Origin of the sequence: Variovorax beijingensis, from assembly GCF_003951285.1 — a bacterium.
GTDB lineage: Bacteria > Pseudomonadota > Gammaproteobacteria > Burkholderiales > Burkholderiaceae_C > Variovorax > Variovorax beijingensis.
The window spans coordinates 204,023-221,931 of record NZ_RXFQ01000004.1; the positions used below are offsets into that span (position 1 = coordinate 204,023).

17 protein-coding genes are annotated in these 17,909 nt (G+C 66.0%); 8 read left to right on the plus strand and 9 right to left on the minus strand.

Annotated features, from left to right (window positions below; translation table 11 throughout):
* Positions 1-88: 88 nt before the first annotated feature.
* Positions 89-562: a hypothetical protein gene (locus tag EJO66_RS08305; protein ID WP_125964989.1), complete on the plus strand. Its 474-nt coding sequence runs from the start codon at positions 89-91 to the stop codon at positions 560-562.
* A 49-nt stretch (positions 563-611) separates the two neighbouring features.
* Here EJO66_RS08305 and EJO66_RS08310 read toward each other — a convergent pair whose 3' ends face one another.
* Positions 612-1,265, minus strand: a complete 654-nt coding sequence (locus tag EJO66_RS08310) for a hydrolase (protein ID WP_125964990.1) — start codon at positions 1,263-1,265, stop codon at positions 612-614.
* Between the two features lie 127 nt (positions 1,266-1,392).
* Between EJO66_RS08310 and EJO66_RS08315 the strand changes: the two genes are divergently transcribed.
* On the plus strand, positions 1,393-2,280 hold the full coding sequence (locus EJO66_RS08315; RefSeq protein WP_125964991.1) for a LysR family transcriptional regulator: 888 nt from the start codon (positions 1,393-1,395) through the stop codon (positions 2,278-2,280).
* A 27-nt stretch (positions 2,281-2,307) separates the two neighbouring features.
* Positions 2,308-3,852: a PAS domain-containing protein gene (locus EJO66_RS08320; RefSeq protein ID WP_125964992.1), complete on the plus strand. Its 1,545-nt coding sequence runs from the start codon at positions 2,308-2,310 to the stop codon at positions 3,850-3,852.
* Positions 3,853-3,916: 64 nt separating this feature from the next.
* On the opposite strand, the gene EJO66_RS08325 is transcribed toward EJO66_RS08320, so the two are convergent.
* The 5 genes from EJO66_RS08325 to EJO66_RS08345 form a co-directional block, all read right to left on the minus strand.
* Positions 3,917-4,819 carry a LysR family transcriptional regulator gene (locus EJO66_RS08325; protein WP_124959355.1) on the minus strand — a complete coding sequence of 301 codons (903 nt, stop codon included), beginning with the start codon at positions 4,817-4,819 and terminating at the stop codon, positions 3,917-3,919.
* Between the two features lie 36 nt (positions 4,820-4,855).
* Positions 4,856-5,662 (minus strand): oxidoreductase, encoded by an 807-nt coding sequence (locus tag EJO66_RS08330; RefSeq protein ID WP_125964993.1) that lies wholly within the window; start codon positions 5,660-5,662, stop codon positions 4,856-4,858.
* Between the two features lie 41 nt (positions 5,663-5,703).
* Positions 5,704-8,781 carry an efflux RND transporter permease subunit gene (locus EJO66_RS08335; RefSeq protein WP_125964994.1) on the minus strand — a complete coding sequence of 1,026 codons (3,078 nt, stop codon included), beginning with the start codon at positions 8,779-8,781 and terminating at the stop codon, positions 5,704-5,706.
* Positions 8,778-9,893, minus strand: coding sequence for an efflux RND transporter periplasmic adaptor subunit (locus EJO66_RS08340; protein ID WP_125964995.1), 1,116 nt, complete (start codon positions 9,891-9,893; stop codon positions 8,778-8,780). Before EJO66_RS08340 ends, EJO66_RS08335 begins: the two co-directional genes overlap by 4 nt.
* Before the next feature lie 84 nt (positions 9,894-9,977).
* A complete protein-coding gene (locus tag EJO66_RS08345) occupies positions 9,978-10,595 on the minus strand; it encodes a TetR/AcrR family transcriptional regulator (RefSeq protein WP_125964996.1) in 618 nt (205 codons plus the stop codon).
* Positions 10,596-10,699: 104 nt separating this feature from the next.
* On the opposite strand from EJO66_RS08345, the gene EJO66_RS08350 reads away from it, so the two are divergent.
* A complete protein-coding gene (locus EJO66_RS08350; protein ID WP_125964997.1) occupies positions 10,700-12,163 on the plus strand; it encodes an efflux transporter outer membrane subunit in 1,464 nt (487 codons plus the stop codon).
* 150 nt (positions 12,164-12,313) lie between these two features.
* Here the strand turns inward: EJO66_RS08350 and EJO66_RS32930 are convergent, their stop codons facing one another.
* The 3 genes from EJO66_RS32930 to EJO66_RS08370 form a co-directional block, all read right to left on the minus strand.
* Positions 12,314-12,478 carry a VanZ family protein gene (locus tag EJO66_RS32930; RefSeq protein WP_240648546.1) on the minus strand — a complete coding sequence of 55 codons (165 nt, stop codon included), beginning with the start codon at positions 12,476-12,478 and terminating at the stop codon, positions 12,314-12,316.
* A gap of 610 nt (positions 12,479-13,088) precedes the next feature.
* Positions 13,089-13,562, minus strand: a complete 474-nt coding sequence (locus tag EJO66_RS08365) for a MarR family winged helix-turn-helix transcriptional regulator (protein WP_125964998.1) — start codon at positions 13,560-13,562, stop codon at positions 13,089-13,091.
* A 48-nt stretch (positions 13,563-13,610) separates the two neighbouring features.
* Complete coding sequence (locus EJO66_RS08370) at positions 13,611-14,201, minus strand: TetR/AcrR family transcriptional regulator (protein WP_125964999.1); 591 nt, start codon at positions 14,199-14,201, stop codon at positions 13,611-13,613.
* Positions 14,202-14,401: 200 nt separating this feature from the next.
* Here EJO66_RS08370 and EJO66_RS08375 point away from each other — a divergent pair, with 200 nt between their 5' ends.
* Genes EJO66_RS08375 through EJO66_RS08390 form a run of 4 tightly spaced genes read left to right on the plus strand, consistent with a single transcriptional unit; the run spans position 14,402 to position 17,900 of the window.
* Complete coding sequence (locus EJO66_RS08375) at positions 14,402-15,274, plus strand: branched-chain amino acid ABC transporter permease (protein WP_124959347.1); 873 nt, start codon at positions 14,402-14,404, stop codon at positions 15,272-15,274.
* 4 nt (positions 15,275-15,278) lie between these two features.
* Positions 15,279-16,352, plus strand: a complete 1,074-nt coding sequence (locus EJO66_RS08380; protein ID WP_125965000.1) for a branched-chain amino acid ABC transporter permease — start codon at positions 15,279-15,281, stop codon at positions 16,350-16,352.
* Complete coding sequence (locus EJO66_RS08385; RefSeq protein WP_125965001.1) at positions 16,349-17,113, plus strand: ABC transporter ATP-binding protein; 765 nt, start codon at positions 16,349-16,351, stop codon at positions 17,111-17,113. The genes EJO66_RS08380 and EJO66_RS08385 overlap by 4 nt, the downstream gene beginning before the upstream one ends.
* 4 nt (positions 17,114-17,117) lie before the next feature.
* Positions 17,118-17,900, plus strand: a complete 783-nt coding sequence (locus tag EJO66_RS08390) for an ABC transporter ATP-binding protein (RefSeq protein WP_125965002.1) — start codon at positions 17,118-17,120, stop codon at positions 17,898-17,900.
* Positions 17,901-17,909 lie beyond the last annotated feature (9 nt).

Here is a 17,909-nt window from a genome sequence, read left to right on the forward strand (position 1 = left end):
GCCTTAATTTTCCGGCTACTCTGCCGATAACCCAGGTTGGGGCATCGATGCGATGCCCTCCACCGAGGTTGCGAGGAGAGGAGGTCCCATGTCCGGAAACATGTCCCGTGCAGGTTCTGCCGGCCTGCTGCTTCCACCGCGCGCCGCACGCGCGGCGGCCGCCGTCGGCATGCTGCTGCTGTTGCCGCTGCGGCTCGGTTCCGCCGAGCCGATGCACGGCATGAGCAGCGCCACGGCGCGGTTCAACGTGACGATGATCGTCCTTCCGACCTTCAAGGTGCTCCAGGTCACGCCGGTGAATGGCGGGCACGAATACCGCGTCTGGACCAACATGAAGTCGGTGCTCATCAAGGGCCGCGAGTACCGCTTCGACAAGGTCGGCGAAACCGCCTTCACCGTGGCCGGCACCACCGCCGACGGCCTCGACACCCTCGACCCCACCTGGCGCGGTGCCATCGGCGCCATGGCCGCCATCGCAGCGCGCGCCGCGCCGCAAACGGCCGCCGCTGCTGCTGCGGAGGGCGACGGGAGCAATGCGACGAGGGTGACGGTGATTTACTGAGGAGCCGCAGAGCCGACAACAGCCGCCGAGGGCGGTCTCCCCACTCGGATCATCCTGCCTTGGCAGGCACAGGCGTGTTGAGCAGCTGCTGCTCCCACAGATAGGCGATGCCGCTGCCGGCGAAGTGCTGGATGAGAATCTCGGTCAGCTCCTCGACATGCTCGGTGCGCGCCCAATCGCGTTGCCATTCGCCAGCGAGCGCCATCACGGTCATCACGTTCGCGCCCGCCGCGATCATTCGCTGGATGGCAACTTCGTGAGACTCCTTCGAAATCCCGCCCGACGCGTCGGTGATGACGGTCACGTCCCAGCCTTCGCCGGCCGCCTGGATGACAGGCATTGCGACGCAGACCTCGGTCCACAGGCCGGCGATGATCAGCTGCTTGCGGCCAGTCGCCTTGACGACGCTCACCACATTCTCGTCCTGCCAGGTGTTCACCCAGGTGCGATCGATGACTTCCTGGTCCGGAAATACATCGGTGATCTGCTTGAAGAGAAATCCACCGCGCGCCGCGATCACGCTGGTGAGAATGGTCGGAACATTGAAGGCTTTTGCCAGCTTTGCCAGCGCGGTCGTGTTGTTCACCACGGCCTGCGGGTCGTGGCTGTTCAGATTGGAGAGCTGGTAGGGCTGGTGGTCGATCAGAACGAGTACCGAGTCTTCGGGACGAAGAAGCGAAGCCAGGCCGTTGCGAAAAGTCATTGATGGATCCTTTGTTTCGGTTGTGAACGGGACGTTGCTTGCCCCGAAGCAGGATTCTGTTGTTCCCCCCTTTGATGCGGTAGTACCATTTCGCGGCGAGCTGTGTCGCGCAACGGGGAACGCCAAATTGGACATCGAAGAGCTGCAGACATTCGTGGAAGTTGCCGATGCCGGCGGGGTTTCGTCTGCTGCGCTGCGGCTTGGGGTGTCCAAGTCGATCGTCAGCCGCCGCCTCTTCCGGCTTGAAGCAGAACTTGGTGTGCAACTTCTTGCGCGATCCACCCGCGGGGCTGCGCTCACAGAAGCGGGGGCCACGTTCCGGGACTACGCAGCCAGGGTCTGCACCGAGATCGACATGGCCAGGGAAGCGATCCTGCCCGCCGGCGACCTTCGCGGCCGCTTGCGCGTTGCGGTGCCGTTTTCCTTGGGCCCGACTCACTTCGCTCCCATGCTCGCGGAAATGGCACGCCGCCACCCTGGGCTTCACATCCAGACCTGCTACAGCGATCGCTTCGTCGATCTCATCGCGGAGGGTTACGACTGCGCGATACGGGTCGGCTATCTACAGGACTCCAACTTGATCGCAAGGCGCATCGGCCCGGTCCATGGAAAGCTCGTCGCGAGTCCGGACTATGTCAAGGCGCATGGGTCGCCCGAGACACCGGAGGAGCTTGCCGGCCATCAGGCCCTGATGCAGGGAACCGAGGCCTGGCAACTCATGGATGGCGACAAGGTCATCACGGTTCGTCCGCAGGGGCGCTTCAAGGCCGACAACGGCACGGCCCTGGTCGCCGCCGCGGCAGCAGGACTCGGGATCGCCTACCTGCCCGATTGGCTCACCCATGAACATGTGGCCTCCGGGGCACTCGTGCCGGTCATGACACGTCATCCGCCACCCCCGGCAGGTGCCTATGTCGTCCGGCCGCCAGGCCAGCATCCCGCACGGAAGATTCGGGTCCTCACCGAGCTTCTGATCGAGTATTGCGACCGGTCTGAGCATCCTGCGGGGCTATAAAGCACTTTTGGGAACCTGCACGCCGCCATGCAAAGCCAACCCGCCTCCGCAGCAAGCGCAACCTTCCTGGAGGACAACACGGCACCGATCGTCGAGCAGTTGCCCGTCGGCATTTTTCGCAAGGACGCCGAGGGACGCTTCACCTTCGTCAACGCCCGGTTCTGTGAACTCAAGGGCATGCCTGCAGAACGGATTCTGGGCCGCACGCCTGCGGAGATCGGCTCCGAAGAGGTGGCTTCCTGGCAGGTGATCGAATCTGCAGTGCGGAGGCCGGACGGGACGATCATCGGCAGCCAGGGGGTCTTGCTCGATGTGGCCCGGCGCAACCAGGAAGACGACGACAGGCTGGCCAACGAGCGCGAGCTGCTTCGCGCGCTGCTGGACAACTCCCCGGACCATATCTACTTCAAGGACGCGCAGTCCCGTTTCATCAAGACCAGCACGGCGCAGGCCCTGGAGTTTGGAATGGCCACGCCCGAAGGGCTGGTGGGAAAGTCGGACTTCGACGTCTTTTCCGAAGAGCATGCGCGCCCGGCGTTCGAGGACGAGCAGGAAATCATCCGCACGGGTTTGCCGATGATCGGCAAGATCGAAAGAGAAACCTGGATCGACGGGCGGCCCGACACCTGGGCCCTGACGACGAAGATGCCTCTGCGAAACCGTGCGGGCCAGATCGTCGGAACCTTCGGCATCACCAAGAACATCTCCGATCTGAAGGAGGCGGAGCGCCAGGTTGCCGAGGTGAACAAGCAGTTGGTCGAGGCCTCGCACCTGGCCGGCATGGCCCGGATCGCCACCAATGTGCTGCACAACGTCGGCAATGTGCTCAACAGCGTGAACGTGTCCGCGGCGCTCATTCTTTCGCGCGCTCGCGCCTCCAAGGCCCCGGGGCTTGCGCGGGCCGTCCAGCTGATGGAAGAGCACGCGGACGACCTGGGCGCGTTCCTCGCTTCGGACCCCAAGGGCAAGGTGCTTCCCGGCTATTTGCGCCAACTGGCTTCCGCGCTGGTGGCGGAGCAGAACGACGCCATCAAGGAGCTGGCGGCGCTGGGCAAGAACGTGGAACACATCAAGGAGATCATTGCCGCGCAGCAGGCCTACGCCGGAGCATCGAGGCTGCTGGAAAAGGTGCAGATCCGCGAAGTGGTGGACGATGCATTGCGCATCAACGCCGAGGCGCTGGCGCAGCGTCGGATGGTGGTGGAAAAGGAGATTGCGCCTCTTCCCGAGCTGCTGCTGGACCAGGGGCGGATATTGCAGATCCTGGTGAACCTGATCAGCAACGCCGAGCAGGCGATGGAAGGCGTGACCGACCGCGAGCCCCGGCTCACAGTGCGCGTGGAGCTGATGGCAGGCCAGCGGCTGCGCATCTGCGTGGCAGACAACGGTGTGGGCATTGCGACGCAGACCCTGTCCCAGGTGTTCGTGCACGGGTTCACAACGAAAAGGACCGGCCATGGATTCGGCCTGCACAGCGCCGTGATCGCCGCGCATGAAATGGGTGGAACCCTCACGGCCCACAGCGACGGGCCGGGCACCGGCGCGGCATTCACGCTGGAACTCCCGGTTTGAAAAAGAAGGCGCAGAAACGCTCAACGCTTCTTCTTGCTCAGCTCGGTGATGAGCGCGTTGAAAATCAGGTCGCTCGAACGCTGGCAGGCTTGAGCCGGCTCGAAAGAAAATCGAGCAGTGCACGGTGCACAGCGGTACTGTGCCGGCGCTGCAGGTACACGGCGGACAGCCACATATCGCTGCGGACGAATTCCGACAAGACGGGCACCAGCCGACCACTCTCGACGTAAGGCTTCAGCATGACCGACGGCAGATAGACGACGCCGGCCCCCAACAGTGCAGCCTGAATCAGAGGGCCAGGCTCCGTGGCATCCAGCCTTCCATGGATCGTGACTTCGACCGGCTGGCCGTCGGCCTTGAAGCGCCACTTCGGCAGCGGATTCAGATGGGTACTGAACAGCGCTGCGTGTTGCGAAAGCTCATCGGGATGAACAGGCACGCCATGCTTGCGCCAGTACACCGGGGCTGCGCAGACGCTGAGTTCCATGGCCACCAGCTTTCGAACAATCAGGTTCTCGTTGGCTGAAGTGCCGAAGCGAAGCGCGATGTCGATGCCCTCTTCTGCAAGATCGACCATGCGGTTCGTGAGCACAAGACTGATGCTGACCTCCGGATAGTGGCCAAGAAAGGTGTTGATCAGCGCCGGCAGTTCCGTCAGCTCCATGCCGTGCGGTGCCGAAATGCGCAGCCGCCCGCTCGGGACCCGCGCGCGGTCTTGAAGTTCGGCGCGTGTCACATCGGCCAGTTCCAGTATCGGCCTGCTCCTGTCGAGCAGCAGGAGGCCTGCGTCCGTGAGGCTGACGGCGCGATTGGTCCGGTTCAGCAGCCGCACGCCAAAGCGCTGCTCGAGGGCCGCGATGTACTTGCTGACGGTCCCCCTCGACAGCGCCAGATGCTTGGCGGTGCGGGAGAAGCTTCCGGAAGAGGCCACCTCGCTGAAGGTGCGCAGGAGATCCAGGCTGTCCACGGTGTTCTCCTACAAGAGCTTTCGTACGGTCGACGTTCAGGCGAGGCCGAGCTTTTTTCTCAGGCTCGCGTCCACCGGTCCCGCAGGCATGAAGCGGCGCAGCTTGGTCAGCAAGGACGCCTCCCCCGGCGGCGTGCAGCGCATGCGCCATGGGCCGAGCGCCGCCTCGACGATGGTGCCCGCCACGCCGTGCGGCTCGGGCGCGCTGGCGACGCTGTCGGCCACGGAGAGCGCCACCAGGTCGCGTTCACGGTCATAGTCCGCGATCCGCGCCTTCGCGCGCGGTGCGTTGGCATCGAGGTTGGTCCGGGTGAAGGCCGGCTGCACCAGCGTCGCGCGAATTCCGAACTGGCGCGCCTCGTGGTCCAGCGATTCCGACAGCCCTTCCACCGCGTGCTTGGTGGCCGCATAGAGCCCCATGTACGGAGCGGGAAGCACGCCGAGCACCGAGCTCACGTTGACGATCCGCCCGCGGCGCTGCTGGCGCATGTACGGCAGCACGGCGCGCGTCGTGCGGAGCAGGCCGAAGACGTTGGTGTCGAACAGCGCCGCGGCCTCGGCCGTCGCGGTTTCCTCGACCGCGCCGATCATCATCATTCCCGCGTTGTTGACCAGCACGTCGATGCGCGTGGCCTGCTCGATGATCGATTCAATGCCCGCCTGAACCGAGCCTTCTTCGCGAACGTCCATCTCGACGAACTCGACACCGGGCAGCGCGGGTGCATTGCGCAGGTCGCGCACGGTGCCGAACACGCGGCAGCCCCGCGCCACGAACATTTCCGCAGCGACGCGTCCGATGCCCGAGGACGCGCCCGTCACGACAACAACTGATGAACTCGACATGGCAATTCCTTCGATCTCTTGATGAATGGCGATGAGGCGCGTCAGTGCGCGGGCTGGGCGGCGTTGCCTGGTTTGATCCTGAACCAGATCGAATACATCGCCGGCAGGAACACCAGCGTGAGGATCGTCCCCGCGAAAGTGCCGCCGATCAGCGTGTACGCCAACGCGCCCCAGAACACCGAATGGGTCAGCGGAATGAACGCGAGGATCGCCGCCAGCGCCGTCAGGATCACGGGCCGGGCACGCTGCACGGTCGCCTCGACAACCGCATGGAACGGATCGAGCCCCTCCTGCTGGTTGTGGTGGATCTGCCCGAGCAGGATCAGCGTGTTGCGCATCAGGATGCCCGACAGCGCGATGAGCCCGACGAGCGCATTGATGCCGAAGGGCTGCTGGAACAGCAGCAGCGTCGGCACGACGCCGATCAGCCCGAGCGGACTCGTGAGAAACACCATCACCATCGCGGAGATCGAGCGCACCTGGAAGATGATGATGAGGAGCGTGATCGCCAGCATGATCGGGAACAGCGGCAGCATCGCCGTGGTCGCCTTCTCCGATTCCTCGATGGAGCCGGCCTGCACGATGCGGTAGCCCGCGGGCAGCTTCTGCATCAGGGGCTGCAGCTTCGCGGTGATCGCGGCCGATACGTCGGGTGGCTGCAGCCCGTCGGCGATGTCGCCCTGCACGGTGATCGTGGGCATGCGGTCGCGTCGCCGCATGACGGGTTCTTCCATGCGCACCTCGACCTCGCCGACCTGCGACAGCGGAATGCGCTGGCCTGCGGCACCGGCGAGCGTGAAGTCCGCGAGCTTCGCGGGATCGAGCCGGGTGCTGCCGGCCGAACGGGCCACCACCTGCACGGTGCGGATGTCTTCGCGCACGGTGGTCACCGGCGCGCCGCTCAGGAGGAACTGCAGTTGCTGCGCCACCGCGCCGGAGCTCAGCCCGACGGCCTGCAGGCGGTCCTGCTTCAAGGTGAAGTGCAGCGTGGGCGTGCGGGTGCCCCAGTCGGTGTTGACGGTGCGCATCATCGGGCTGGCATCCATCACCTGCCGCACCTCGGCCGCGATCCGGCGCAGTTCGTTCGCATCGGGCCCGCTGACGCGGTAGGCCACAGGAAACGGCGAGTACGGCCCGAACACCAGCTGCGTCACGCGCACCCGCGCCTCGGACGCGAGGCCGTCGGCAATGGCCTGGCGCAACCGGTGCTTCAGGGCCTCGCGCTCTTCCTGGCTGGCCGTGCGGATCACGATCTTGGCGAACGACGGGTCCGGCAGTTCCGGCCCCATGGCGAAAAAGAAGCGGGGTGCGCCCTGTCCGATGTAGGAGGTGACGATCTGCGCCTCCGGCTGCGTGGACAGCCAGGCCTCGACTTTCGCCGCTGCGTTGCTGGTCTGCGTGATGGCCGTGCCATAAGGCATCTGCACTTCGACCAGGACTTCGGGGCGGTCGGAGATCGGGAAGAACTGCTTCTTGACCACGCCCATGCCGAGGATCGACACCACAAACAGGCCGACGACCGCACCCGCGACCAGCCACTTGCGCGCGATGACGCGCTCGAGCACCCGGCGCAGGCGGTTGTAGCGCGGCGTGTCGTAGATCGCGGCATGGCCGCCTTCGACCTTCTTGAAATTCGGCAGCAGCTTCACGCCCAGGTAGGGGGTGAACACCACCGCGACCACCCACGATGCGATCAGCGCGATGCCGACGATCCAGAACATGTTGCTGGTGTATTCGCCCGCTGTCGACGGCGCAAAGCCGTTGGGCATGAAGCCGACGGCCGTGACCAGCGTGCCCGAAAGCATCGGCGCCGCCGTGTGGCTCCAGGCGTAGGCGGACGCGGCCACATGGCTGTAGCCCTCCTCGATCTTCACGACCATCATCTCGATGGCGATGATGGCGTCGTCCACCAAGAGGCCAAGCGCCAGGATCAGCGAGCCGAGCGTGATGCGGTCGAAGTTCTTTCCGGTGGCCTCCATCACCACGAAGACCACGGCCAGCGTGAGCGGCACGGCGGCTGCGACCACCAGGCCCGCGCGCCAGCCCATGCTCAGGAAGCTCACCAGCATCACGACCAGCAAGGCCGCGAAGAACTTCATCATGAATTCGTCGACCGACGCGGCGATGTTGACCGACTGGTCCGTGACCTTCGACAGGCTCAGGCCCAGCGGCAGTTCGGCATTGATGGCGCGGGCTTCCGCGTCCAGAGACTTGCCCAGGTCGAGCCCATTCCAGCCCTCTTTCATCACGACGCCTATCAGCAGCGCCGGCTCGCCGCCGTTGCGGATCATGAAGGTGGCCGGGTCTTCGTAGCCGCGCCGGACCGTGGCCACGTCCGAGAGCTTCAAGGTGCGGCCTTGCGCAACCACGGGCGTGTCGCGGATCTTCTGCAGGGTGTCGAAGGCGCCGTCCAGCCGGATGAAAACCTGCGGGCCGCTGGTTTCCACAGAGCCGGCCGGGCTCAGCGCGTTCTGAGTATTGAGTGCGGCAAACACGTCTTGCGGGCTGATGCCCAAGGTCGCCAGCCGGTCGTGCGCGAACTCGACGTAGATGCGCTCCGACTGCTCACCGGCGATGTTGACCTTCTTCACGCCCGGCACATGCAGCAGCCGCTGGCGCAGCGTTTCCGCATCGCGCACCAGCACGCGCTGCGGCTCTCCCTTGGCCTTGAGCGCGAAGAGGGCGAAGGTGACGTCGGCGTACTCGTCGTTGATCATCGGGCCGATCACGCCCGCCGGAAGATTGCCGGCTTCGTCGCCGACCTTCTTTCGTGCTTGATAGAACTCTTCCTGCACCTTGGAGGGTGGCGTACTGTCCTGCAAGGTCAGCGTGGTGAACGCGAGACCGGGCCGCGTGTAGGTTTCGGCGCGATCGTAGTAGCGCAGTTCCTGCAGGCGTTTCTCGACCTTCTCGGCGACCTGGTCCTGCATCTCCTGCGCCGTGGCGCCGGGCCAGGCCGTGATGATGGTCATCACCTTGATCGTGAAGGCCGGGTCTTCCGCGCGGCCGAGCTTGAAGAACGCGACCAGCCCTGCCAACGAGATCAGGCCGATGAGGAACAGCGTGATGGATCGCTCGCGGACGGCCAGCGCCGACAGATTGAAACGGCCTTCGCTCATGGGCGGGCTCCGCCCACCGCGGGTGTCGCAGCCGAGGCCGCGACACGCACCTGCTCGCCTTCGCGCAGCAGATGCGCGCCGAGCGCGACCACTTGGTCCCCCTGCTTGAGCGGACCCGTGACCTGGGCGCGGTCGTCTTCCAGCGATTCCACCGTCACCGGTTGCCAGCGCACCTTCGCGGGATCGCCGCCGATGACCCAGACGCCGGTCGACTTGCCTGTGTCGAACAGGGCGCCGATCGGCACCTGCACACCGTTCTTCGCGACGACCTTGCCGTCCCCGACGTGGACCGTCACCGTGGCCCCGAGCGGCGCATTGACCAGCTCGCCATCGAGCACATAGCGCGCCTCGAAGGTGCGCGTGAGCTTGTCGGCCGCATCGGAGAGCTGCCTGAGCTTGACGGGCACGGCAACGCCTTCCCTGCCGAACAGCGTGGCCTGCCCGCCGGAGCCGACGGCCGGGCGCAGCGTTTCGGGCAGCTGGACCACGGCCTCCCTGCGCCCGGCCTGCGCCACGCGGACCACCGGCTGGCCGGCGGCGACGACCTGGCCGGGCTCGGCCAGCGTTTCAAGGACCGTGCCGTCGACGTCGGCGACCAGGTCTGAATAGCGGTTGGCATTGCGAGCGACATCGGACTGCGCTTCGGCCGCACTGAGCTGGGCTTGGGCGGCATCCGCCGCGGCCTTGATCTGGTCGTAGGCCGAAGCGGAGATTGCACCGGTGCCGCGCAGGTCGCGATAGCGCAGCTCTTCGTCGCTCGCCTGCTTCGCGCGCGCTCGTGCAGCGGCCACGGCCTCCAGCTGCGCACGCGCGGCGAGCTTCAGATCGGCGGGGTCGATGCGCATGAGCAACTGCCCACGCTTGACTGTTTGCCCGGCGTCCACGAGCCGCTCCAGCACCTTTCCGGAAACGCGGAAGCCCAGGTCGCTCTGAACCCGCGCGGCGACGGTGCCCGTGAACGAGCGCGATGCCGGCCCGGCGGCCTGGACCGTGGCGGCGCGCACCAGCGGCGTCTGGGTGCGCGGATCGGGCGGGGTCTTGTCGTCGCAGGCGGCCAGCGCGAACGGCAAGGCGCAGACGAAGGCGGATGTAAGGAGGCGGCGCGTGTGCATGAGGGGCCCATTGACGAATCGATCAGGGCCCCGATTCTGATAACGGTGACCATTTTAGTCAATGGTCACAAAGAAATTAGTGTTTCAAGGCGACAAGCTGCGCAGCACCAGACCCGACAGCTGGACCGGCGCCTGGTCCGTGTAATGGGCGCTGAGCTGCAGGATCACGGGGTTGATGTAGGGGTGCATGACCAGGTAGATGGCCGCCGCCGTCTCGTCGATCGGCGTCTTGCGCTCGAAGTCGCCCGACTCGCGCCCCTGCCTCAGCAGCTCGAGCAGCATCTGCCGGATGCACTCTTCATGCGCAATGGCCGACGGCCAGCGCTCGCTGGCTGCCGAGATCGCGATCTCGTAGAGCTTGCGGTCCCGGAAGAACAACCGAAGGCCCGAATCGACGATGGCCTTGAACATGCGGCGCAGCTTCTCGGGCGGACGGTCGGCCCCGTCGACCGCTGCGCGGATCTCCGCTTCGATCTCGCGCAGACAGTTCGCGCAGATCATTTCGCCGATCGCCTGCTTGGACTCGAAGAACTTGTAGATGTAGGCCTTGGAGAAGCCGATGGCCTTGGCCAGGTCGGAAACCGTGGTCTTCTCGTAGCCGTACTGGCTGAAGTGCTCGGTGGCCGCCACGACGATCTGCGCGCGCACGTCATGGTCGGCCGGGCCCCGCGCGGCCGGCGGAGAAGAGGTTGCGTTGTTCATGCCGGGAGCTTAGCGCCTGGATAAACAAACGACAACAAGTGACCAAATTGAATTATAGTCACTCACTTCTTTTTGCCCAACCGTCCGCCACCCGGAGCAACCCCATGTCCCACCGTACGCTTGCCCTGCCCCTGCTGTTCAGCCTCCTCGCAGGCTGCGCTGTCGGGCCTGACTATGTCCGGCCTGCCCCGAACCTGCCGGACCGCTTCATCGGCGAGGCGGCGCTTGGCCAGCGATCGGCCACGGCCAACGCCGAACTGGTGGCATGGTGGAGCGGCTTCGGCGATGCGCAACTGGCCCGCTACGTCGAACAAGCGCTGAAGCAGAACCTCGATCTTGCGCAGGCCTCCGCCCGCGTGGCACAGGCCCGGGCCGGGCTCGGTGCGGCGAATGCGGCACTGCTGCCTTCGGGCAATCTCGGCGCGCAAGCGGCCAGGGCCTACCAGTCGGTGGAGACGCCGCTGGGCCAGGTGCTGAATGCGCAGCCGGGTTTCGAGCGCTACGGCAACGCCTACGAAGCGAACCTCGGCGCCAGCTGGGAGCTGGACATCTTCGGCGGCCTGCGCCGGGGGCGCGAGGCGGCGCTGGCCGACTACCAGGCATCGGAGGCCGGCGCGGCCGCCACGCGCCTGGCCGTGGCTGCGCAGACCGCCGACATCTACATCACCCTGCGCGGCCTGCAAGCCCGCCTGGACATTGCACGCCGGCAAGTCGCAACGCAGCAGGAACTGGTCTCGAAGATCGATCTGCGCTACGGCAAGGGGCTGGCCGCAGAGCTGCAGTTGCGCCAGGCCGAGGGCGCGCTGGCGCAGGTTCGTGCGTCGGTGCCGGCGCTCGAGGCGGGCGAGGCCGCGGCCATGAATGCGCTCGACGTGATGCTTGGCGCGGCACCGGGCACGCACCGCGCCGAACTGGCCACGGCAGCGGCCATTCCCATCGCACCGCGCATCGGCGCCGCCGGATCGCCCGCCGAATTGCTGCGGCGCCGGCCCGACCTGATCGCCGCCGAGCGGCGCCTTGCGGCATCGAATGCCCGCATCGGCGTGGCCGTGGCCGAGTACTACCCGAAGCTGTCGCTCGCGGGAACGATCGGCAGCGCCACGTCGGTGGCCAGCGGCAACCTGTTCAGCGGGGGTGCGAGCCAGGCCGCGGCCCTGCTCGGCCTGCGCTGGCGGCTGTTCGACTTCGGGCGCATCGATGCGCAGATCGAGCTCGCCAAGGGGCAGGACGCGGAGCTGCTCGCGGCCTACCGGCTCGCCGCGCTGCGTGCCACCGAAGACGTGGAGAACGCCTTCTCCGCCCTGGTCAAGCGCGAGGAACAGGCCGCCGCGCTTGCGCAGGGAGAGGCATCGCTCGGCCGCGCGCGGGGAGCATCGTTCGCGGCCTATGAGCGAGGTGTGGTCAGCCTGATCGAAGTGCTGCAGGCCGACGAGAGCATGCTGCGCGTGGCCGATGCAAGAGCGCAAGCGCAAACGGAATCGGCGCGCGCGGCGGTCGGTGCATTCAAGGCGCTGGGCGGCGGCTGGCAGGCTGAGCCCGTCAGGACGGCGGCAACCGGGTCGCATTGAGATCGCGAATGCGACCGAGCGCTCTACGTCTGGATTTGGTACCCCCCACTTGGCACTGGCATCTTGGACGTTTGGGTAAAAAGGGTTCGAGCCCTCTACCCCTTACACCCCACGATGCAGCGAGCCAAGGGGTAGACCAACTCATTGGAGTCAGCGACCCCAAGGACGCCACCGGTTTAGCATCGCGGCGATAAGGCGCCCGACGATGATGCCCATGGCGTCGGCCACCACGTCGGACACCTCGGCCGAGCGATTCGGCGTGAACGACTGCAGCACCTCGATCAACACGCCGTAGCCGACGAGCGACGGCAGCACGATGCGCTGATGCGACGGCCATGCCTCGCGCCCAAAGTAGATGGTTGGTCTTGTCCCACCCCGTCGAGGGCAGCGGCACCGTGTTGGGCATCAGGGCCAGGACGAGGATCACTGCGGCGGTGAAGAAAAAAGCGAAGCGCCAGGTGCGCGAGTCGTCGAGTAGGCCGAGCATGTTGGTCGAGGTGATTGGCGAGCAGATTGTCGCCTCCTTCAGCCCAACCTGGACGAGGGCCACGGCGCCCTCGCCTGGCGGCGCATCGCCGATCTCGACGTCGGCTCCGGCGCCAGAACAGCGCGTCGAGATAGCAGCCGACGCCGCTGCGATAGCGCGCCGCGGTCAGTTCCGCAGTCTCACTCCTCGAGCCGCAGATCGAAGGCTTTCGGTGTCTCTTCAACCTGCGCGATATTGGCCAGTTTCCAGCCATGCAGCGCCTGCTACCGCTGCCGTGCAGAAGGCCAGGTCGGCTTGATTCTTTCTGAGGATACGGCCGTCAATCGCCCCGCCTCCCGCAACGATCCCAATATCCCCTTCTTCCATGGCGAAGCTGCGCTGGCCGGCTGGAAGGGGCGATCACAAGAACCTGAAGGGCTTTGATGCCGCCGCTGTCATTCATTCCACTGCTGAAATGCGCATCAAGCATTCCCCGATGAGCGCATGCAATGTGCTGACATTTCGGCTCCCAATCAACTGGTGCGCTTTGGCTTGGGCCACACTCCAGTGAGGCATGCCCTCGGCACACTTGCCGCGGCCCGCAGCGGTGATACGCACGTTCCGAGTGCGCCCGTCAGTACCCGGTCCAAGTTCCACCCAACCTGTCGAGATGAGGGGCTTGAGAGTGCGTGTCAGCGTTGATGGAGAGAGCGACATCGTCTCGGCCAGATCGCAGGGGCGCACCGGCCCGTGTGCCAGGACTTCCGTCAACAGCCGGTACTGCGTGATTCTGAGACCGACCTTGCTGAGTTCCGAGTCATAGTGCTGCCGGATCAGGCGGGCGAACTGATGCGCCTTGGTGTCGGTGCAGGCTGACCGCTGAAGGCTCGCGGCAGGCACAGCGCTTGCCTGCGGTGCAGAGAGCGTTTGCATCAGCGCATTTGCAGGAGTGGCGCGCCGAGACAACATCGGCGTCGGCTGTCAGGATGCCTTGGACGGCTTTGCGGGGGTCTCGTCCAATGCGTGCGTCTGGTCGATGAAGCGGCGGCTGGAGGCCAGGATTTCCTTGCGGGTGCGCTCGGACTCGACGGCGCGCGACAACACCAGCGCGCCGACGCACTGGGCAATCAGCGCCCAGGCCGCGTCCGGATCGCCAATGCGCGAACTCCAGCTCTTCTGCAGGCGCTTCAGCCCCTCCTCGACGGCCGCACGCACTTCGGGTCCTGCCCGGGCGATCTCGGGCCCGAGGGCCGGCAGGACGCACCCGGTTTCGGGGTGCAGCGCGTGGTACGAACTCAGGTAGCTGCGCAACCGCTTGGCGACGTGGTCGGGCGGTGAGTCGCGGTCCCCGGCCAGCATGTCGGTGCTGTTGGAGATTTCATGTTCGAGGAGCTCGGCGAACAGCGCTTCCTTGGACGGGAAATGGCCGTAGAACGCCCCCCCGCTCAGGCCGATGCTCGCCATCAGTTCATCGACGCCGGTGGTACCGAAGCCGCCCTTCTTGGCGATCGCACGGGCATTCGCGAGCAGCTTCTTGCGGGTTTCCTCTTTGTGGTTTGCCGGATAGCGCATGAATGAGCCTCTACAGATCGTGGAGCACCATCATAGCATTTAGATCGTTTGGTAAACGAACGTGTCCCCATCAGTCCGTCGAGCCTTCGGGCGAGGGTTTCTCCCTGCTGCAAACCCGCTCCAGCGTGTTGACGCTGCCGTCATTGCAAACCTATAGTTCACCACCGTTTATCAAACGATCGTTATTTAAAGCCAAGCCGATGACCCAACTGACCCAGCTGATCGTTCAAGGCATCTCCAGCGGTGCCATCTACGGTCTCGTCGCACTCGGCCTCGTGCTCAGCTACAAGGCGACTGAGGTCCTCAACTTCGCGCAGGGCGATGTGGTGATGCTCTCCGCATTCCTCGGCTGGGGCCTGGTCGTCGCGGCGGGCCTTCCGTTCTGGCTCAGCTTCGTCGCCGTGCTGTGCATCTCGGCCGCGCTGTGCTTCCTGCTGGAAGCGAAGATCATGCGCAGGATCGTCGGCCGTCCGCAGTTCTCGGGCGTCATGCTCACCATCGGGATCGGCTTCATGATCCGCGGCGGCGTCAGCATGTTCTTCGGGCCCGAGTCGCGCAGCTATCCCACGCCATGGACGGGCCAATCCATGCAGCTCGGCGGCAGCGTGGTGGCCGAACTCAACCTGGTGATCGTCGGCGCCGCCATGGGCGTGACCGCGCTCCTGTATTACTTCCTGCGCCGCACCACGCTCGGCATCGCCATCCACGCGACGTCGCAGAACCAGCTGGCGGCCTATCTCTGCGGCGTGCGCGTGAAGCGGCTCAACTCGCTGGTGTGGGCCATCTCCGGTGCCATTGCCGCGCTGTGCGGGCTGCTGCTTGCGCCCATCACGCTGGTCGACCTGGGCCTGTGGTTCGTCATGCTCAAGGCGCTGGCGGCGCTGGTTCTCGGCGGCTTCGGGAGCGCGCCGGGCGCCGTCGTCGGTGGGCTCCTCATCGGCCTCATCGAACAGTTCGCGGGCGTCTACCTGCCCGACGGCGTGAAGGACGTGGCACCCTACCTCGTGCTCATTGCGGTTCTCGTCCTGTATCCGCGCGGAATCCTGGGCGAAAGCCACGGCCGGAGGGTCTGACACCATGGCACGCTACGAAACGGGATTCGAAGACGGCCGGCGGCTGCTGCGCGGCAAGCACGAGCGCCTCGCGTACGGCCTGCTCGCCGCGGCCCTGGTGGCCGCGCCATGGATGCTGCCGGCGTACCACATCGGCGAGGCGACCTTCATCCTCATCATGTGCGTCGCGAGCCTCGGCCTCATGATGCTGACCGGCTTCACCGGCCAGGTGTCGCTCGGCCAGTCCGCATTCGTCGGCATCGGCGCGTACATCCACACCATCCTGTTGACCCAGGGCGTGCCGCTGCCGGTGTCGCTGCTCCTGACAACCGCGGGCGCGGCGCTCGGCGGGCTGCTCGTCGGCATGCCGGCCATCCGCGTGTCGGGGCTGCATCTGGCGATGGTGACCATGGCGTTCGCCATCGTGTGCGAGCATGTGCTCGGCCGGTGGAAGAGCGTCACCGCGGGGCACAGCGGCATGGCCGTGCCGGACCCGACGCTGTTCGGGCTCAGCCTTGGCGGTCCGCGCGCCTTCTACTTCCTTTGCCTGGTGGTGCTGGCGGTGGTGTTGATCCTGCTGGTCAACCTGATGCGGTCCGCCACCGGCCGCGCCTTCATCGGCATCCGCGACTCGGAGGCGGCGGCTCAGGGCCTGGGCATAGACGTCGCGCGCACCAAGGTGCTGGCCTTCAGCCTTTCGGCTGCATGCTCCGGACTTGCCGGTGCACTGCTCGCCCACCAGATGCAGCACATCACGCCGGAAGCTTTCGGCCTTGCGCTCTCATTGCAACTCGTGCTGATGGTGTTCATCGGCGGCCTGGGGAGCCTGCGCGGGGCCATCCTCGGCGCGATCCTGATCGGCCTCCTGCCGTCGTTCATCTCCTCGCTGAAGGAGGCGTTGCCCGCAAGGCTGGGTGCCCAGTTCGGGCTGGAACTTTTCGTCTACGGCGCCGTGCTGACCTTCTTCGTCCTGCTCGAACCGGGCGGCCTGAACTCCCGCTGGGTTCGCATCCGCAAGGTCCTGGCCGAATTCCCGTGGGTACGCAAGAGCAGCGTCCACAAGACCAAGGTCTACATGAAATCGGAGCGTTACCGATGAATGCCGCGTTCCTCGAGGTCGAGCGCCTGAGCCTGTCGTTCGGCGGCGTCAAGGCCGTGCGCGACGTGAGCTTCTCGATTCGCGCGGGAGAGATCCTCGCGGTGATCGGACCGAACGGCGCGGGCAAGACATCGCTCCTGAACCTCATCACGCGCGTGTTCGACGCCAGCAGCGGCAGCATCCGCTTCAACGGCCAGGACATCCTGCGTCTGGCGCGGCACAACGTGGTCCGCCAGGGCATTGCGCGCACGTTCCAGAACATCGAGCTGTTCGAAGGCGCGACGGTGCTGGAGAACCTGCTGCTCGGCCGCCATCGCGCGAACCACGGCAACTTCTTCTCGCAGATGCTCAACCTGCCATCGGTGCAGCGCGCAGAAGCCCGCACGCGTGAGCGCGTCGAAGACGTCGTGCGCCTGCTGGACCTCGCCCCCTTCCGCCACCGGCCGGTGGCGGAACTGCCTTACGGCGTGCGCAAGGTCGTCGAGCTCGGCCGCGCGCTAGCCGCGGAGCCCCGGTTGCTGCTGCTGGACGAGCCCGCCTCCGGGCTGAACCCCGAGGAAACGCGCAGGCTCGCATACTGGCTCGAAGACATCCAGGCCGAACTGGGCGTCACCGTGGTCATGGTGGAACATGACATGTCGCTGGTCGCCGCCGTGGCCAACCGGGTGGTGGTGATGGACCAGGGCCAGGTGCTGACCGATGGCACGCCGGCGCAAGTGCAGGCCGACCCGCGCGTGATTGCGGCTTACCTTGGGACCTGATCTCATGACTTCTCTGCTCTCCGTCCGCAATCTCGAGACCTGGTACGGCCCCGTGCGCGCACTGCACGGCGTGAGCCTCGAAGTGCAAGCCGCGCAGATCGTCACGGTGCTGGGCGCCAACGGCGCCGGCAAGACGACCCTGCTCAACACCATTGCGGGCGTGCTCGCGCCCTCCAACGGAACCGTCGAGTTCGAGGGCCGACTGATCGGCGGCAAGGATGCCGACGAGGTCGCTCGCGGCGGCGTGGTGCTGGTGCCCGAAGGTCGCCAGATATTCCCGTTCCTCACCATTGCGGAGAACCTGCGCATGGGCGCATTCGCCCGGAAGGACGCGGAAATCGCACGCGACATCGAGCAGATGTACGACTGGTTCCCGCGCCTGCGCGAACGCCAGCGCCAGCAGGCGGGCCTGCTTTCGGGCGGCGAGCAGCAGATGCTCGCGATCAGCCGCGCGCTGATGGGAAGGCCGCGCCTGCTGCTGCTCGACGAGCCTTCGCTGGGCCTCTCGCCGCTGTTCACCAAGGACATCTTCGCCATCATCCGGCGCATCCGCGAGCAGACCAGGACCGCTGTGCTCGTGGTCGAGCAGAACGCAGCCATCGCGCTGGCCACCGCCGACCACGGCTACGTCATCGAGTTGGGGCGCGTGGCCGCCGCCGGCAGCTGCGAGGCCCTCTCGCAGCGCGAAGACATCAAGGAGTTTTACCTGGGTGGGGCTTCGCACCACCTGCCGCAAGGCGTCGCTGGCGGGATCCGGCCGGCGCGGCGACGCCCTTCCTGGAACTGAGAAAAGGAC

Coding starts and splice junctions, on each gene's coding strand:
- EJO66_RS08380 (WP_125965000.1), top strand. CDS start 15,279: ATGGCACGCTACGAAACGGGATTCGAAGACGGCCGGCGGCTGCTGCGC.
- EJO66_RS08370 (WP_125964999.1), bottom strand. CDS start 14,201: ATGCGCTATCCGGCAAACCACAAAGAGGAAACCCGCAAGAAGCTGCTC.
- EJO66_RS08385 (WP_125965001.1), top strand. CDS start 16,349: ATGAATGCCGCGTTCCTCGAGGTCGAGCGCCTGAGCCTGTCGTTCGGC.
- EJO66_RS08345 (WP_125964996.1), bottom strand. CDS start 10,595: ATGAACAACGCAACCTCTTCTCCGCCGGCCGCGCGGGGCCCGGCCGAC.
- EJO66_RS08375 (WP_124959347.1), top strand. CDS start 14,402: ATGACCCAACTGACCCAGCTGATCGTTCAAGGCATCTCCAGCGGTGCC.
- EJO66_RS08335 (WP_125964994.1), bottom strand. CDS start 8,781: ATGAGCGAAGGCCGTTTCAATCTGTCGGCGCTGGCCGTCCGCGAGCGA.
- EJO66_RS08340 (WP_125964995.1), bottom strand. CDS start 9,893: ATGCACACGCGCCGCCTCCTTACATCCGCCTTCGTCTGCGCCTTGCCG.
- EJO66_RS08305 (WP_125964989.1), top strand. CDS start 89: ATGTCCGGAAACATGTCCCGTGCAGGTTCTGCCGGCCTGCTGCTTCCA.
- EJO66_RS08330 (WP_125964993.1), bottom strand. CDS start 5,662: ATGTCGAGTTCATCAGTTGTTGTCGTGACGGGCGCGTCCTCGGGCATC.
- EJO66_RS08320 (WP_125964992.1), top strand. CDS start 2,308: ATGCAAAGCCAACCCGCCTCCGCAGCAAGCGCAACCTTCCTGGAGGAC.
- EJO66_RS08365 (WP_125964998.1), bottom strand. CDS start 13,562: ATGCAAACGCTCTCTGCACCGCAGGCAAGCGCTGTGCCTGCCGCGAGC.
- EJO66_RS08350 (WP_125964997.1), top strand. CDS start 10,700: ATGTCCCACCGTACGCTTGCCCTGCCCCTGCTGTTCAGCCTCCTCGCA.
- EJO66_RS08310 (WP_125964990.1), bottom strand. CDS start 1,265: ATGACTTTTCGCAACGGCCTGGCTTCGCTTCTTCGTCCCGAAGACTCG.
- EJO66_RS08390 (WP_125965002.1), top strand. CDS start 17,118: ATGACTTCTCTGCTCTCCGTCCGCAATCTCGAGACCTGGTACGGCCCC.